General features: G+C 56.5%; 15 protein-coding genes. 14 read left to right on the top strand and 1 reads right to left on the bottom strand.

Translation table 11 applies throughout. From position 1 onward, the window contains the following. Window positions 1-44: 44 nt before the first annotated feature. Window positions 45-590 (bottom strand): GNAT family N-acetyltransferase, encoded by a 546-nt coding sequence (locus tag M3G15_RS00245; protein ID WP_260069733.1) that lies wholly within the window; start codon window positions 588-590, stop codon window positions 45-47. A gap of 244 nt (window positions 591-834) precedes the next feature. On the opposite strand from M3G15_RS00245, the gene M3G15_RS00250 reads away from it, so the two are divergent. From M3G15_RS00250 to M3G15_RS00315, 14 genes are all read left to right on the top strand, one after another. Beyond that, the gene (locus tag M3G15_RS00250; protein WP_260069734.1) at window positions 835-1,743 is read left to right on the top strand and encodes a LysR family transcriptional regulator; all 909 of its coding nucleotides are present in this window, start codon (window positions 835-837) and stop codon (window positions 1,741-1,743) included. A 103-nt stretch (window positions 1,744-1,846) separates the two neighbouring features. Further along, complete coding sequence (locus tag M3G15_RS00255; RefSeq protein ID WP_260069735.1) at window positions 1,847-2,674, top strand: transporter substrate-binding domain-containing protein; 828 nt, start codon at window positions 1,847-1,849, stop codon at window positions 2,672-2,674. A gap of 30 nt (window positions 2,675-2,704) precedes the next feature. Beyond that, window positions 2,705-3,490, top strand: a complete 786-nt coding sequence (locus M3G15_RS00260; protein WP_009224585.1) for an amino acid ABC transporter permease — start codon at window positions 2,705-2,707, stop codon at window positions 3,488-3,490. Beyond that, complete coding sequence (locus M3G15_RS00265; RefSeq protein WP_009224586.1) at window positions 3,487-4,197, top strand: amino acid ABC transporter permease; 711 nt, start codon at window positions 3,487-3,489, stop codon at window positions 4,195-4,197. The genes M3G15_RS00260 and M3G15_RS00265 overlap by 4 nt, the downstream gene beginning before the upstream one ends. Then, a complete protein-coding gene (locus M3G15_RS00270; protein ID WP_127576338.1) occupies window positions 4,194-4,946 on the top strand; it encodes an amino acid ABC transporter ATP-binding protein in 753 nt (250 codons plus the stop codon). Before M3G15_RS00265 ends, M3G15_RS00270 begins: the two co-directional genes overlap by 4 nt. Before the next feature lie 29 nt (window positions 4,947-4,975). Continuing rightward, a complete protein-coding gene (locus tag M3G15_RS00275; protein WP_260069736.1) occupies window positions 4,976-5,992 on the top strand; it encodes an LLM class flavin-dependent oxidoreductase in 1,017 nt (338 codons plus the stop codon). Window position 5,993: 1 nt separating this feature from the next. Further along, the gene (locus tag M3G15_RS00280) at window positions 5,994-7,193 is read left to right on the top strand and encodes an amidohydrolase (protein WP_260069737.1); all 1,200 of its coding nucleotides are present in this window, start codon (window positions 5,994-5,996) and stop codon (window positions 7,191-7,193) included. After that, window positions 7,190-8,344 (top strand): N-methyl-L-tryptophan oxidase, encoded by a 1,155-nt coding sequence (gene solA / locus M3G15_RS00285; protein WP_260069738.1) that lies wholly within the window; start codon window positions 7,190-7,192, stop codon window positions 8,342-8,344. The genes M3G15_RS00280 and solA overlap by 4 nt, the downstream gene beginning before the upstream one ends. Window positions 8,345-8,429: 85 nt before the next feature. Then, complete coding sequence (locus M3G15_RS00290; RefSeq protein ID WP_009224591.1) at window positions 8,430-8,909, top strand: DinB family protein; 480 nt, start codon at window positions 8,430-8,432, stop codon at window positions 8,907-8,909. 46 nt (window positions 8,910-8,955) lie between these two features. After that, window positions 8,956-10,296, top strand: coding sequence for an LLM class flavin-dependent oxidoreductase (locus tag M3G15_RS00295; protein WP_260069739.1), 1,341 nt, complete (start codon window positions 8,956-8,958; stop codon window positions 10,294-10,296). An 80-nt stretch (window positions 10,297-10,376) separates the two neighbouring features. Beyond that, window positions 10,377-10,949 (top strand): NADPH-dependent FMN reductase, encoded by a 573-nt coding sequence (gene ssuE / locus M3G15_RS00300; RefSeq protein WP_009224593.1) that lies wholly within the window; start codon window positions 10,377-10,379, stop codon window positions 10,947-10,949. A 135-nt stretch (window positions 10,950-11,084) separates the two neighbouring features. Continuing rightward, window positions 11,085-12,443, top strand: coding sequence for an LLM class flavin-dependent oxidoreductase (locus M3G15_RS00305; protein WP_260069740.1), 1,359 nt, complete (start codon window positions 11,085-11,087; stop codon window positions 12,441-12,443). A 38-nt stretch (window positions 12,444-12,481) separates the two neighbouring features. After that, window positions 12,482-14,140, top strand: coding sequence for an ABC transporter substrate-binding protein (locus M3G15_RS00310; RefSeq protein ID WP_009224595.1), 1,659 nt, complete (start codon window positions 12,482-12,484; stop codon window positions 14,138-14,140). Between the two features lie 24 nt (window positions 14,141-14,164). Next, window positions 14,165-15,091 carry an ABC transporter permease gene (locus M3G15_RS00315; RefSeq protein WP_028538696.1) on the top strand — a complete coding sequence of 309 codons (927 nt, stop codon included), beginning with the start codon at window positions 14,165-14,167 and terminating at the stop codon, window positions 15,089-15,091. Window positions 15,092-15,094 lie beyond the last annotated feature (3 nt).

Raw genomic sequence — 15,094 nt, forward strand, 5'->3', positions numbered from 1 at the left:
CAGAAAGGGGGATATCATGAGCGAACGCCCCTGATTGATTGTACTTACGAGGTTTGCAGCAGGGGCAACGCGTCCGTCAATTGGATCTTATACGATTTGACCAGGGTCTCCCCATTGGTGGTATCAGCTTCGTAAGCCCGTTCGAATCCGAGGCTCTCATACAGCTTCACCGCAGCGGCCATCATGTCCGACGTATGTAGGTACAGCGTGCGGGCGCCCAGCTCCAGGGATCGGCGGGCGGCCTCACGAATAAGCTGCTTTGCAATTCCGCGTCTGCGGGCATAGGGGGATACGGCGAGCAGCCGGATGATGGGGGATTGGATGCCTAGGTCCGATCTCCCATAGGCCGCTTCCGAGTTCAGGAACAGCTGCACGCTGCCCACGATGTCTCCGTTAAGCTCGGCGACAAGGCGGGCATAAGGGCCGTTGTCGTAGACAGAGCTTCGGATGTTCTCGCGATATTCCTCCCACCGCTCACGGGGCATATCAAACGCATATTGCCGGTAAGCTTCCAGCATCACCTTGGCAATTTGTTCCCGTTCATCCTCCCGGGCATCCCGGATTAACACTTCCTGCTCTAAACGGCTCATCTCTCCAACACTCCTTATCGAAGTAATTCATTTAACATCCCAATCAGGTGAAGTGAAATCAGTATAGACTAAATACCGACTAACCGCATCGGAATATAAAAATATTTACACAGTCATTAAAAAATTCTATATCGAACGATTGACAAAAAGTGGCGGGCTCCCTAAGATTAAGGATAATTTTAATAAAACCGCCTATGTAGATTGGTATAGTAAGAAATATAGATTAATTTGGGGAGGGATCTTTTTGAACATCGATCATATTGAGGCGTTTGTATACATCAATCACTACGGCAGCTTCAACAAAGCGGCGGAGGTGTTATTTCTTTCGCAGCCGACGGTGACCGCGCGGATTCAATCGCTGGAGCGGGAGCTGGATTGCCGATTGTTCGATCGCTTGGGGAAACAAATCCAGCTGACGGAGAAGGGGAAACAATTTCTGCCCTACGCCCAGCAAATCCTCCAGATTTACCAAAAGGGAAAACATCATCTCCATTCCCGGCCGGGAACTCCTGAGGAACTTCGAATCGGGAGCACCGTATCCGTGTCCAACTATTTAATGCCGCACCTGCTCGTGCTTCTGCATAGGCGCTTTCCGTTAATCAACCTCAAGGTGATAACCGGTCCGACTGACGTTCTGGCAGGCAAGCTGGCGGCTAAGGAAATTGACGTCGCTTTTGCCCGCAAGCAGATGAGCCCGTCGTTCCAATCCTATCCCTTCTACGATGATCCGATTCGGTTATACGTGTATAAGGATCACCCGCTTGCCGCTGTCGGAAGTGCATCCATCCGCGACATTCGGCGGGAACCGCTGGTCTTCTTCGAATGCGGCTCCCTCGATTGGATGCGAATTCATCGCGCGTTTGAAAGCCTGGAGCAGCCGCCCAACATTGTGTATCAGGTCGATAATGCCGAGACGGCGAAGAAGCTTGTGATCAGCCGGGCCGGCATCTGCTTTCTCCCTGGGTTGTCCGCCAGACAAGAAGTGCAGGAGGGAATCCTCGTGCCGGTAGACATCCTTGAGACGGCCGGCGTTTCTTTACAAACCCACCTTATCTCCCTCAGCGGTGAAAACAACGTGTTTTTGGACGCTTTGTTAGAGCTAGGCGCTTCTCCTATCGACGATTTGCATGTACCCATAGAAAAACTCGATTAGACGTGTAACAAAAATCACAGTAAAGTAGTGTCAACATAATCCTGACTAAACTTATAGGGATTGTAAAACAAAGATCACCGTGAATAAGGAAGGGGTTAGAGACATGAAGAGATGGTTAAGTGCAGCGGCCGTACTGGTGTTAGCGGGGGCGCTGGCAGGATGCGGAGCGGGAGCGTCCGGCGGGACGGAAGCGAAGGATACGGCGGCGAGTGCGGACACGGGGGAAGTGAAGAAAATCATCGTAGGGACGGGCACAGGCTTTCCGAAAGTATGCTTTATCGACGAGAACGGGAAATTAACCGGATTTGACGTTGAGCTGGTCCGCGAGATCGATCAGCGTCTTGAGGAATATGAATTCGAGTTCCAGACCCAGGAGTTTTCCAACCTGCTGCTGAGCTTGGAGACGAAGAAGATCGATTTTGTCGCTCATGAGATGGAGAAGAACCCGGAGCGGTCCGAGAAATACCTGTTTAACAAAGAGCCCTACGCGCACTGGAGAAATAAGATCATCGTCGCGAAAGACAACAATACGATTCATTCCTTGGATGATTTGAAGGGGAAGAAGGTGTTGACCTCACCAACCAGCGCGCAGGCACAAATTTTGGAGAACTACAACAAGGAAAATAACAATGCTATCGAGATCGTGTACCAGAGCGGTGCAGCCAACGATACGGTCAGCCAAATCACTTCCGGCCGCGTCGAAGCCACATTGGGAGCGGACTTCTCGCTGTCGCTGATCGATCCTCAAGGCAAGCTGAAGACGACCGGGGAGGAGCTGTCACAAGCCGATATTCTCTTCGTCTTCCGCAAAGACGATCCGGAGGGACAGAAGCTGGCGGATGCGATCGACGAGGTGATCAAGGAATTGAAGGCGGACGGAACCTTAGGCAAGCTGAGCAAGGAATGGCTGGGAGAAGACTTCACTAGCTAATCAACAAGGCGGGAAAGGAGGGAGATTTTCGTGGGGGCACCGTTTGATTTTTCTTTCGTGATCAGCGCCTTTTCGAAGCTGTGGTCGACGCTGGGCGTCACCTTGCTGATTGTGGGCGGGTCGCTGCTGACGGGAATGATCGTCGGGTTTGTGATCGCGTTCCCCCGGCTGTATCGGATTCCGGTGTTGCAGCAGTTTTCGAAGGTATATGTCTCTTTTTTCAGAGGGACGCCGATCTTGATCCAATTGTTCCTGTTCTACTATGGCTTGCCGGAGCTGTTGAAGCTGGTCCACCTGGATATCTCCCGAGCGCCCGTGTTGTTCTTCGTCATTTTGACCTACGGCCTGCATACCGGAGCCTTTATGTCGGAGATGATCCGCGCTTCGGTGACGGCCGTGGATCGGGGACAGGTCGAAGCAGCCTATGCGATCGGGATGAAGGGGCATCAAGCATTCACCCGAATTGTATTGCCGCAAGCGTTGGCGGTGGCGGTGCCGGTCTTCTCCAATATGGTGATTGCCTTGTTGAAGGATACTTCGCTGGCGTTTACCCTTGGCGTCATGGAACTCACCGGCAAAGCCCAGACGCTTGGCGCGCTTACTCAGCATTTTATTGAAGCGTATTTGGCTCTGGCGTTCATCTATTTGGTCGTGAGCTTCACATTAGAGAAGCTGCTGCGGGCCGCCGAACGGCGTTTGCTGAAGCATGAGCAGCCGGATGGAGCGGAGAGAAGGAGATTTCGGATCGAGCGGAAGCCGTCGCTGAGAGGCATGTTTGTTGGGCTCGGCGCAGAAAAAGGAGGCGCAAAACTATGAAAATCGACCCTTCTTTTGTCTGGACGGCCTTCGTTCAGCTGTTGTCGGCGATTCCCACCACCTTAATGATCACTGCCGTGTCCGTCTCGGTTGGCTTTGTCATTGGCGTGATCACCGCGCTGTTCCGGCTGTATCGGGTTCCTGTGCTGGGGCAAATCTCCACCGCTTATGTCACCTTTATTCGCGGAACGCCCATGCTGACGCACTTATTGCTGATTTACTTCGGGTTGCCGGTCATTATTGACGGCTTATCGGAGGGGTTCGGCTGGGGCTTTAAGTCCGCCTCCATTCCGATGATTGCTTTTGCCTATATTTCCTTTTCTATCACGGCCGGGGCTTATATGTCCGAGGTCGTCCGCTCGGGGCTGCTGGCGGTGAACCGCGGGCAGCTCGAAGCGGCCTATTCCATCGGGATGACGACGTTTCAGGCGCTGCGGCGGATCGTGTTCCCCCAGGCGCTGGCGTTCAGCCTGCCGAACCTGTCCAACTCGGCGATCGGGATGCTGCACGGGTCGACGCTGGCTTTTACCGTATCCGTCGTGGATATTAACGCGAAAGCGCAAATCGTTGCCTCGACCAACTGGAAGTTTTTTGAGGCCTATGTTGCGGCGGCGTTGATTTTCTGGGGGCTGACCGTCCTGATCGAACGGCTCACGGCGCGGCTCGAGAAACGAATCCAACTTTACAATCGGGGGGGAGTGGCATGATTCAGCTTCGTCAATTATCCAAGTCTTTTGGGCGCCAGCAGGTCTTAAAATCGATTGATCTGACGGTGAACCAAGGCGATGTCGTAGTCATTCTGGGACCAAGCGGCTCCGGCAAAACGACGCTGCTGCGATGCATCAACTATCTGGAGAAGCCCAGCGGCGGCGAGATTGCCATCGGCGATTACCGGGTGAACTGCAGCCGCGCGACCAAGAAAGACATTCATACCCTCCGGCAAAAGACGGCGATGGTGTTTCAGCAATATAACTTGTTTCGGCACAAGACGGCGCTGGAGAACGTGATGGAAGGCTTGGTGATCGTCAAAAAAATACCCAAGGAAGAAGCCAAAGCCCGCAGCATCGCTTTGCTGGAGAAGGTGGGGCTGGCCGGTAAGCTGGACGCTTATCCAAGCCAGCTGTCCGGAGGCCAGCAGCAGCGGGTGGGCATTGCCCGAGCACTGGCGCTTGAGCCGGAGGTTATTTTATTTGACGAACCTACGTCGGCGCTGGACCCGGAGCTGGTTGGCGAAGTGCTGGAGGTCATTCGCAAGATTGCCAAGGAAGGGATCACGATGATCGTCGTGACCCATGAGATGGGGTTTGCCCGGGATGTGGCCAACCACGCCGTATTTATGGACGGCGGCGTCATCGTGGAAGAAGGGAGCCCGGCGGAGCTGCTGTATCATCCGCGTGAAGAGCGGACGAAGCAGTTTCTGAAACGGATTACCCCTGAGCCGAGCTATAGCATTTAAGCATTTAGGATTTAGGAGGCGACTGAGAGATGGGACTCACGATTAGCGTGTTGGATCAAAGCCCGGTTTACCCGGGGGAGAGTGCGGAGCAGGCGTTTAAGCATACCGTATCGCTGGCCCGCAAATCCGAGGAGCTGGGGTTCCGGCGGTTTTGGGTGTCTGAGCATCATGATTCGGAGCAGGTGGCCGGTTCCTCGCCCGAGGTGCTGATTTCCTACCTTCTGGCGAAAACGAGCACGATCCGGATCGGCTCCGGCGGCGTGATGCTCCAGCATTACAGCCCGTATAAGGTGGCGGAAAATTTCAACGTGCTGGCTTCTCTGGCGCCGGGGCGGGTCGACCTTGGCGTTGGCCGGGCTCCAGGAGGTTTGCCGAAGAGCACGCAGGCTTTGCAGCAAGGCGTAAGGGAATCGGCGACCTTGACAGACAAAATCGTGGAGCTGCGCAAATACGTGCAGAACCGCCTGGAGGCGGACCATCCGCTGGCCGGATTGCGCGCGGCCCCGCTCCCGGCGGAGGCTCCTGAGCTCTACGTGCTTGGGGCGAGCGTGGATAGTGCGCAAATCGCTGCAGGACTAGGCTTGCCTTATGTGTTTTCCTTGTTTATTAACGGGGATCCGGCGATTGCGCTCAAGGCGATCCAAACCTACCGGGAGAGCTTTGAGGCGTCCCACGGTACCGAGCCTCAAGTCATCCTGGCGTTGTCCGTCATCGTCGCCGAATCTGAAGCGGAAGCCGCCGAGCTTGCCGGCAATCAGAAGGTTGTGAAGGTGCGGCTCGCCAGCGGCAAATTGGTGACGCTTGGCACACGGGAGCAAGCGGAAGAGTTCGGCCGTCAGGCCGGAGAGCCCTATACGATCGAGGAGCAGGAGCCTTGGATTGTTAAAGGGACCAAGGCAACGGTCCGGGAGCAGCTGTTCGCGCTGCAGAAGGACACCGGCATCGAGGAAGTGATTGTCACCAGCAATATCACTCCTTTCGAGAAGCGAGTCCGCTCCTTTGAGCTGCTTCGCGAAGCATTAGTCGAAGTGCCGGTGGAGGCGTAACATGTCTAACGATACTTATACGACTCAAGAGTTGTCCGGTACAGCGGCAGCGCGGTTCGTAGAGATTCGCCGGGAGCTGCACCGGTACCCGGAACTGTCAAACGAAGAGTTCGAGACGACCCGTCGAATTCGCGGCTGGCTGGAGGAAGCGGGCATCCGGATCCTGGACATTCCGCTGACAACGGGGCTGGTAGCCGAGGTTGGCGGGCTCCAGGGCGGGCCGGTCATCGCGCTTCGGGCGGATATCGACGCACTGCCGATTCAGGAGGAGACGGGACTCCCGTTTGCTTCGGCGAATCCCGGCAAGATGCACGCCTGCGGGCATGATTTCCATACTGCCGCCCTGATCGGTACGGCGTATGCGTTGAAAGCGCGGGAGGCAGAGCTGAAGGGCACGGTCCGGCTGATCTTCCAGGCAGCCGAAGAGAAGGCCAAAGGCGCGCGGCAAGTCATCGCCAGCGGGGCGCTCGATGGGGTGCAGGCGATCTTCGGCATGCACAATAAGCCCGATCTTCCCGTCGGGACGATCGGGATCAAGAGCGGCGCGCTTATGGCCGCCGCCGACGGCTTTGTCGTTGAAGTCGCCGGACGGGGGACCCACGCTGCCGTGCCGGAAGCCGGCAACGATCCGATCGTCACCGCCGCGCATCTCGTGACGGTGCTGCAATCGATTATCAGCCGGAACGTTGGTTCCCTGGAAAGTGCCGTCATCAGCGTCACGAAGCTGCACAGCGGCACGGCGTGGAACGTCGTCCCTGAAACAGCGCTGCTGGAGGGCACGATCCGCACCTTTGATGAAGAGGTACGGCGGCGGGTGCTGCAGCGCTTCGAAGAGGTGGTTCAAGGAGTGGCGGCTGCATTTGGCACGACAGCTTCCGTCCGCTGGATCGAAGGGCCGCCGCCCGTGCTGAACGATCCCAAGCTGGCGGAGCTTGGGCTGGCGGCCGCAGAGGCGGCGGGGTATCAGGGCATCACGCCGGTTCCGTCGCCGGCAGGAGAGGATTTTTCGTGGTATCAACGGGAAGTTCCGGGGCTCTTCGTCTTTATGGGGACGGATGGGCCGCAGGAATGGCATCATCCAGCCTTTGATCTTGACGAGCGGGCGATTCCGGTAAGCATCGGCTTCTTCACGAAGCTGGCGGAGCTGGCATTGGAGGAGCTGGCACGGGATAACCGACGGAAGGAAGGCGCGTCCCGATGAGCACGCCCGCCGTTTATGACGTCATCGTCGTTGGCGCAGGCTCCATGGGGATGAGCGCCGGGTACTATTTGGCCCGTAAGGGGCTGCGAACGCTGCTGATCGATGCATTTGATCCGCCGCACCGGGAAGGCAGCCATCACGGCGAACCCCGGCTGATCCGGCATGCTTACAGCGGAGATCCCGTGTATACGGAATTGGCGGTTCGCGCCCACCGCTTATGGAATGAAGTGGAGGAGCTGACCGGAACTCGGCTGCTGGAGCCGTCCGGCGTGCTGAATATCGCGGATCGCACCATCTATTCCTTTAAGGAGCGAATTGCGCAATCGGAGGCGCTGGGCGTCCGTACGGAATGGCTGGATGCGGCAGAAATCCGCGCCCGCTGGCCAGAGCTGACGATCCCGGATTCGTTTGAGGCGATGTATGAGCCGGACGCCGGGTACTTGTACAGCGAGCGATGTGTGGAGGCGTATCGCAAGCTGGCGTTGGCGCAAGGCGCGGAGCTGCTGACGTACGCCATCGTGCGGAATTTGAAGGTACACAGCGGAGCAGGCGGCGTGACGGTTTATACCGCGGACGACAAGTTTCATGCCGGGGCCGTTCTGCTTACTGCCGGGGCATGGTTCAGCACGCTCGCCCCGTTCGTCAACCTTCCCATTCGCGCCGTGCGCAAGGTGGTCGGATGGTTCGAGACAACCGGTCCTGGCTTCGACGCGGGACGTTTTCCCGGGTTTACATTGGGGACGCCGGAAGGCGGGTATTACGGGTTCCCGAACATCGGCGGAGCCGGTCTTAAGATCGGCCGCCATGACGGCGGAATCCCCTGGACCCCGGGGGAGACGTTGGCGCCTTTCGGAAGCCGTCCCGAGGATGAAGCGGATTTGCGCCGCGTGCTGTCAGCCTATATGCCGGGGGCGGCCGGCCGCCTAAAGCAAGGCGCGGTCTGCAAATACGAGATGTCGCCGGATGAGGATTTTATCATCGACCGGCATCCAGAGCACCCGCAGGTTTGGGTGGCGGGCGGCTTTTCCGGACACGGCTTCAAATTTGCCAGCGTGATTGGGGAGCGGCTTGCGGACTTGGTTGAAAAAGGGAAGACGGATGACTCGCTGCGGCCGTTTGCGCTGGATCGTTTTGGCCAGTTGGCGAAGTAGAGAGATTTGGCGCTGGACCTGATTGGGCCAGTTGGCGTAGCAGGGAGTTCGGGAAGAAGCTTAATTTGGAATCGGAGGGGATGGCATGACTAAAGTAAATTTTGAAGCTTTTTTGAATACACATGGACAGCTCGTTACGGCCATTGATGGCCTCAGCGAGGAGCAGACCACTTGGAAGCCAAAGCCGGAGAGCTGGAGCGTACTGGAGGTATTAACCCACTTGGTGGATCACAGTATCGTTGTCTCTTTTAGGATCCGGGATATTCTGGCGGGAACGGAGGCGCGGCTGCCGGCTTTTAACCAAGACGCCTGGATCAGCGGGCAATATGCCAACGCAGGTAAAGTCTCCGATGTGCTGCAGGCCTTTCATGCGTTGCTTTTGTACAACAGCCTGCTGTTAAGCCGCCTGGATGCGGCCGACTTGGAGAAAACCGGCGTGAACGCCAAGGGAGAAACTGTCTCCATCAAGGATATTGTCGAGGGCTTTACCAACCACGTCCAACGTCATTTGGGGCAAATCGATCGAATCAAACAAGCAGCCGGGTTTGCCCTAAGCAAGAGCTAAGGGCTAGGAAACGAACGATACCCAAACGATAAGGAGGAACGAGATCATGGCGAAACCAAGACAACTCAAATTAGGCGCATTATTGCACGGGGTAGGAGGAGGAACCTCCCTGTGGCGTCATCCGGATGTGCAGGCGGATGCCAGCGTGAATATCGACGTGTATAAACGTTGGGTGCAAAAGGCGGAGGCCGGCAAATTCGACCTGGTATTTATTGCGGACGGCTTATACATCACGGAGAAATCGATCCCCCATTTCCTGAACCGCTTTGAGCCCTTAACGCTCCTCAGCGCCCTGGCGGCGGTCAGCAAGCATGTGGGTCTGGTCGGAACGTTGTCCACTTCGTACAGCGAGCCGTTTACCGTTGCCCGGCAGTTCGCCTCCTTGGACATGATCAGCGGAGGGCGCGCAGGCTGGAACGTCGTAACCTCCCCGTTGGAAGGCTCGGCGCTGAACTATGGGAAGAAGGAGCATCCGGACCATGCCAAACGTTACCGGATTGCCACCGAGTTTCTGGAGGTGGTCCGCGGTCTGTGGGATTCGTGGGAGGACGACGCATTTGTGCGGGATAAGGAGACGGGGGTATTTTTTGATCCGGAAAAAATGCACACGCTGAACCACGTCGGAGAATTCTTCTCGGTGAAGGGGCCGCTGAACATCGCCCGCTCTAAGCAAGGGCAACCCGTGATCTTCCAGGCGGGCTCCTCTGAGGTCGGCAAAAATTACGCAGCCAAGCACGCGGACTCCGTGTTCACCGGGCATGAGACGATCGAGGACGCGCAAGCTTTCTACCAAGATGTGAAGTCCCGCGCTGCATCGTTTGGACGGAATCCGGAGGAAGTCCTGATCTTTCCGGGGATCAGCCCGATCCTTGGCCGTACGCCGGAGGAAGCGGAACGCAAATATCAAGAGGTCGCCAGCCTGGTGACGATCGAGAATGCGCTGGACTATTTAGGCCGTTTCTTCGAGCATCATGATTTCTCCCAATATCCGCTGGATGAGCCGTTCCCGGATGTCGGGGATTTGGGCAAAAACAGCTTCCAAAGCAGCACGGATAAAATCAAAAAAGACGCCAAGGAAAAAGGGTTGACGTTAAGACAAGTGGCGCTTCAAGTCGCAACGCCGCGCGGCGGATTTATCGGGACGCCGGAGCAGGTCGCAGACCGGATTCAGGCCTGGTTTGAGGGAGGCGCAGCCGACGGGTTTATGATTACCGCTGCCGTTCCGAACGGGCTGGAGGATTTTGTGGATCTGGTCGTACCGATTCTGCAGGAGCGCGACCTGTTCCGGACTGAATACGAAAGCGATACGCTGCGCGGCAACCTGGGCCTGCCGTTTCCGGAGAACCGATATACGCTGGAGCGTAAAGCGGTAGCGGCTAAATCCTGAGGCGGGTACCGGCATGCTGAGGTGGTGCAGTTAGCTTTGCCAAATTAGGAGATGGATCACGAATAGGAGGAGATCAAATTATGAGCAAAATCGTTATTATCGCTGGGAGTCCAACCTTAGGTTCACGGTTGTTCGGATTAACGGATTACGTACAGGAGAAGTTGACCCAAGCGGGCAATTCCATCGATTGGTTCTCGGCGGCAGAGCTGCCGGCGGAGGATTTGCTCCGGGCGAATTTCAACAGCGAGGTTGTGAAGGAGCTGAACGCAGCGGTTGAAGCGGCCGATGCCGTTATCATCGCCAGCCCGGTCTATAAAGCGTCTTATTCGGGCGCGCTGAAGACGATCCTGGATTTGATCCCGCAAAAAGGGCTCCAAGGCAAAGTAGTGCTGCCGCTGTTCATCGGCGGGACGATTGCCCATTTGCTGGCGGTGGATTACGCGTTGAAGCCGGTGGTTGCGGCGCTTGGCGGAACTCATATTCTCAGCGGTGTATTTGCCGTCGATCAATGGGTTAGCCGGTTGGAGAACGGCGGGTTTGCGCTGGAAGAGCAGCTTCGGGTGCGGCTGGACGAGGAGGTAGCCGAGCTGAACCGGGAACTGGCCCGTTATCGGCTTGGGGCAGAGGAGCAGAAGCAAGGCCAGGTTGTGTAAATTCAGAAGGCGATGTGCCTGAAGGTGAAGGAGTGCTTCACGGGATTCTGTGCTGCACTAATGCCGACTAAACATATGAGTTAATGATTGATTAGAGTGTCATGATTTCTAAATTAAACAAAGGTGGAGTGAACAATGGGTTCCCATTCCAATAGACAGCTCCGGTTCGGAGCCGCGATTCATGGCGTAGGGAGCAGCCATACGGCGTGGAGGCATCCGCAGATTCCTTCGGATGCCAGCGTAAGCCTTGCTTTTTATACGCAACAAGCGCAAATCGCTGAAAACGGAAAATTCGATTTTGTATTCATTGCGGACGGTCTCTACATCAATGAAAAATCGATCCCGCATTTTCTGAACCGGTTCGAGCCGATTACGATCTTGTCTGCGCTTGGCGCTGTAACTTCACGGATCGGCCTGGTCGGAACGCTGTCGACCTCGTACAGCGAGCCCTTTACGGTCGCCCGGCAGTTCGCGTCGATCGACCATATTAGCAAAGGGCGGGCCGGTTGGAACGTTGTGACTTCACCTTTGGAAGGGACGGCCCTCAATTTTGGCGGCAAACCGCACCCCTCGCATTCTGAGCGATACCGAATCGCCGAGGAATATTTGGAGGTCATCAAAGGCCTGTGGGACTCCTGGGAGGATGACGCTTTTATTCGCGACAAGGAGAGCGGGGTTTTCTTCGACCCGTCCAAAATGCATCGGTTGAATCACGAGGGCGAGTATTTCTCCGTACAGGGCCCGTTAAACATCGCGCGTTCCAAGCAGGGCCAACCGGTCGTGTTCCAAGCCGGCTCCTCCGAAAGCGGCCGCAACCTTGCGGCCAAGACGGCGGACGCGGTATTCACCGGACCGGAGACGCTTGAAGAAGCCAAGGCGTTCTATCAGGACGTGAAGCGGCGCGCCGTCGAAAATGGGCGTTCCCCTAATGAGATTCTGATCTTCCCGGGAATCGGTCCAATCATTGGCCGGACTGAGGAGGAAGCGGAGCGGAAATACCGCGAAATCGCCGAATTGGTGACGCCGGACAAAGCGCTGGAGTACCTTGGACGGTATTTCGAGCACCATGATTTCTCCCGATATCCGCTGGATGAGCCGTTCCCGGATCTGGGCGATTTCGGTTCGAGCAGCTTCCGCAGTACAACGGAACGTATCAAGAAACGGGCGAAGGAGCAGAACCTGACGCTCCGGGAAGTTGCGCTGCAGGAGGCGACGCCAAGGACGGTGTTCTTTGGCACGCCGGAGAAGGTTGCGGATATTGTGCAGCAATGGTTCGAGGAACAGGCGGCGGACGGTTTTATTATCGGAGAAAGCGTTCCGGGCGGGCTGAGAGATTTCGTGGAATGGGTCGTGCCGATTCTGCAGGAACGCGGATTGTTCCGCACCGATTATGAGGCGGATACGCTTCGCGGCAATCTGGGGCTGCCTGTGCCGGTGAACCGTTACACGGCGCAGAGGGCGCTGCAACAGGCCGGCAGCGTTCGGTATGTCTGATCAAACGTTAGTTTAAGCACAGGGAGGGCGTTGATGCCATGAGAATCATGAAAACCAAGCGCAGTAAATCCATCGTCGCAGCGGCAACGATGATGGTGGTGCTGCTATCGGCCTGCGGGAGCCATCCAACCGCACAAGAAAGCCCAAAGGCTGAGGCGTCCGCCTCGGATGCCGAACAAACAGCTGCCGCACAAGGCGGGGAACTCACTTATGCGCTGGCGACCTCACCCGATACGTTGGACCCGCATCGCAGCGGGCTTGCCGTAGCGGTTCGGGTCCTTCGCACGATCTATGACAGCCTGGTCGTCCAGCTGCCGGACAATACCATCAAGCCGTGGTTGGCGAAGGAATGGACGGTTTCGGAGGACGGGCTCAGCTATACCTTCAAGCTCCGGGAGGATGTCAAATTCCATGACGGAACCCCGTTTAATGCCGAAGCGGTTAAATTCAACTTCGACCGGATTCTCGATCCGGCCACAAAAGCGGCGAATGCGGCTGCCTTGCTTCAGCCGTATGAATCCTCCGAGGTAATTGACGAGTACACCGTCAAGCTCAACCTTTCGACACCGTCCAGAGCGTTCCTTGGCAACCTCAGCCAGGCGCTGCTTGGCATCGTCTCGCCGACGGCAGCCAAGCAATACGGTGATCAGCTGGGACAGCACCCGGTGGGAACCGGACCGTATAAATTCGTGAAATGGGAGGAAAACGCCGGCATTCAGGTGGAGCGCAATCCAGATTATCATTGGGCGCCTGAATTGGTCGACAACCCGGGAGCGCCTTATCTGGACAGCGTGAACTTTCGTATCATTCCGGAGGAAGCGACCCGGATCGGAAGCGTGCAGAGCAAGCAAGTGCTCGCTGCCGAAACGGTGCCGCCTCAGAATGCGATCGCACTGAAGAACCATGCCGAGCTGCAGTTGCTCCAGACCAATACGGTCGGCCTGCCGTATACGTTATTTTTTAATCTGGACCATGCCCCCTGGAATGAGCTGAAGGCCCGGCAAGCCGTGCAGCTCGCAGTTGATGTGGATGCGATCGTCAAGACCTTGTACTTAGGCACTTACGAGCGGGCTTGGTCACCGCTGACGCCGGGAACGTTTGGCTACGATCCTTCGCTGGAGAACTCGATTCAACCTGATCTAACGAAGGCCAACCAGCTGCTGGATGAGTTGGGATGGGTGAAGGGAGCGGACGGCATCCGGGAAAAAGACGGCAAGAAGCTCACCCTGCATTACGTCGACGGAACCCCGAACCGGGAAAAACGCAACGACATCGCAGTGATCATTCAGCAGCAGTTGAAGCAAATCGGCATCGCCGTTGAGGTGGAGATCACCAAAGATGTCCGGACCGTGGTGTATACCAACGGAGATTACGATTTATACGGAAACAGCCAAGTCAATTCTGATCCGAACGCACTCTATTCGTTCTACCATTCCTATGATCCGAACGGACAGCCCACCTTGTCGCGGCTGAACAGTCCAGAGGTGGATGAGTGGCTCGAGCAGGGAAGAGTGGAGAAGGATGACGCGAAACGGGCGGAGCTGTACAAGAAAGTGCAGCATTACATTATCGACAATGCGATCATTCTTCCGATCTACGTGTTCCCTTATACCGTAGCTGCATCCCAGTCCGTACAAGGAATCAAATTCGATTCCCTCGGCTATCCGTTGTTTAACGATGTTTCATTAAAGAAGTAACGCGAAGGGAGCTGCATTAGGAAAATGGTTTGGACGATCTTCCAGCGGCTGATCGCCTCGTTGCTGGTCATTTTCGGATCGCTGGTGCTGGTCTTCACCATTTTGTACGTCCTGCCCGGCGATCCGACGGACGCGATGATTGATCCCGCGCTGGCGACGCCGGAGGCGATTGCGGCCTTACGGCACCAGCTTGGCGTTGACCAGCCGTTCCACGTTCAGCTCCTGCGGTATTTCGGCGGTATATTCCGGGGAGACTTCGGCAACTCGCTGCTGAATTCGGACCCGGTGCTGCCCAAGATCGTGGAGAGCTTGCCGGCTACGCTCGCTTTAACGGCGGCCAGCGCCTTCGTGTCCGTCGTTGTCGGGATCCTGCTGGGCGTTCTCTCGGCGATCCATCGCAACCGGGCGATTGACATTATTGCCCGGATCATCGGATTATTTGGCATCTCCATGCCGACGTTCTGGTCGGGCATTCTGCTGATCCTGATCTTCTCGATTACGCTGGGCTGGTTCCCGGCGATGGGATCGGACGGCTGGAGGACCCTCGTCCTGCCGGCCCTTGCACTTGGCACCGTCGGGGCGGGATTTATCCTCCGGATGGTTCGAAGCAGCATGCTCGATGTCATTGGGGAGCAGTTTATCGTCACCTTGCGATCCAAGGGACTCACCGAGCGCGCGGTGATGTACCGGCATGCGCTCAGGAACGCGTTGATCCCGGCTGTGACGATGATTGGCATGCTGATCGGCGAGATGCTGGCCGGCACGGTCGTGATCGAGACCGTATTTTCCCGACAGGGCATCGGCAGGGTGATCTCGGACGCCATCATGGCCAAGGACTTGCCGGTGGTTCAAGGCGTTATCCTGTTTTCTGCCGCCATTTATGTATTCGTTAATCTGCTAGTGGACATTTCTTATGCGATCATCGATCCACGAGTCCGACGCTCCACTTAATGA

This window comes from Paenibacillus sp. p3-SID1389, assembly GCF_025151705.1.
Lineage (GTDB): Bacteria > Bacillota > Bacilli > Paenibacillales > Paenibacillaceae > Fontibacillus > Fontibacillus phoenicis.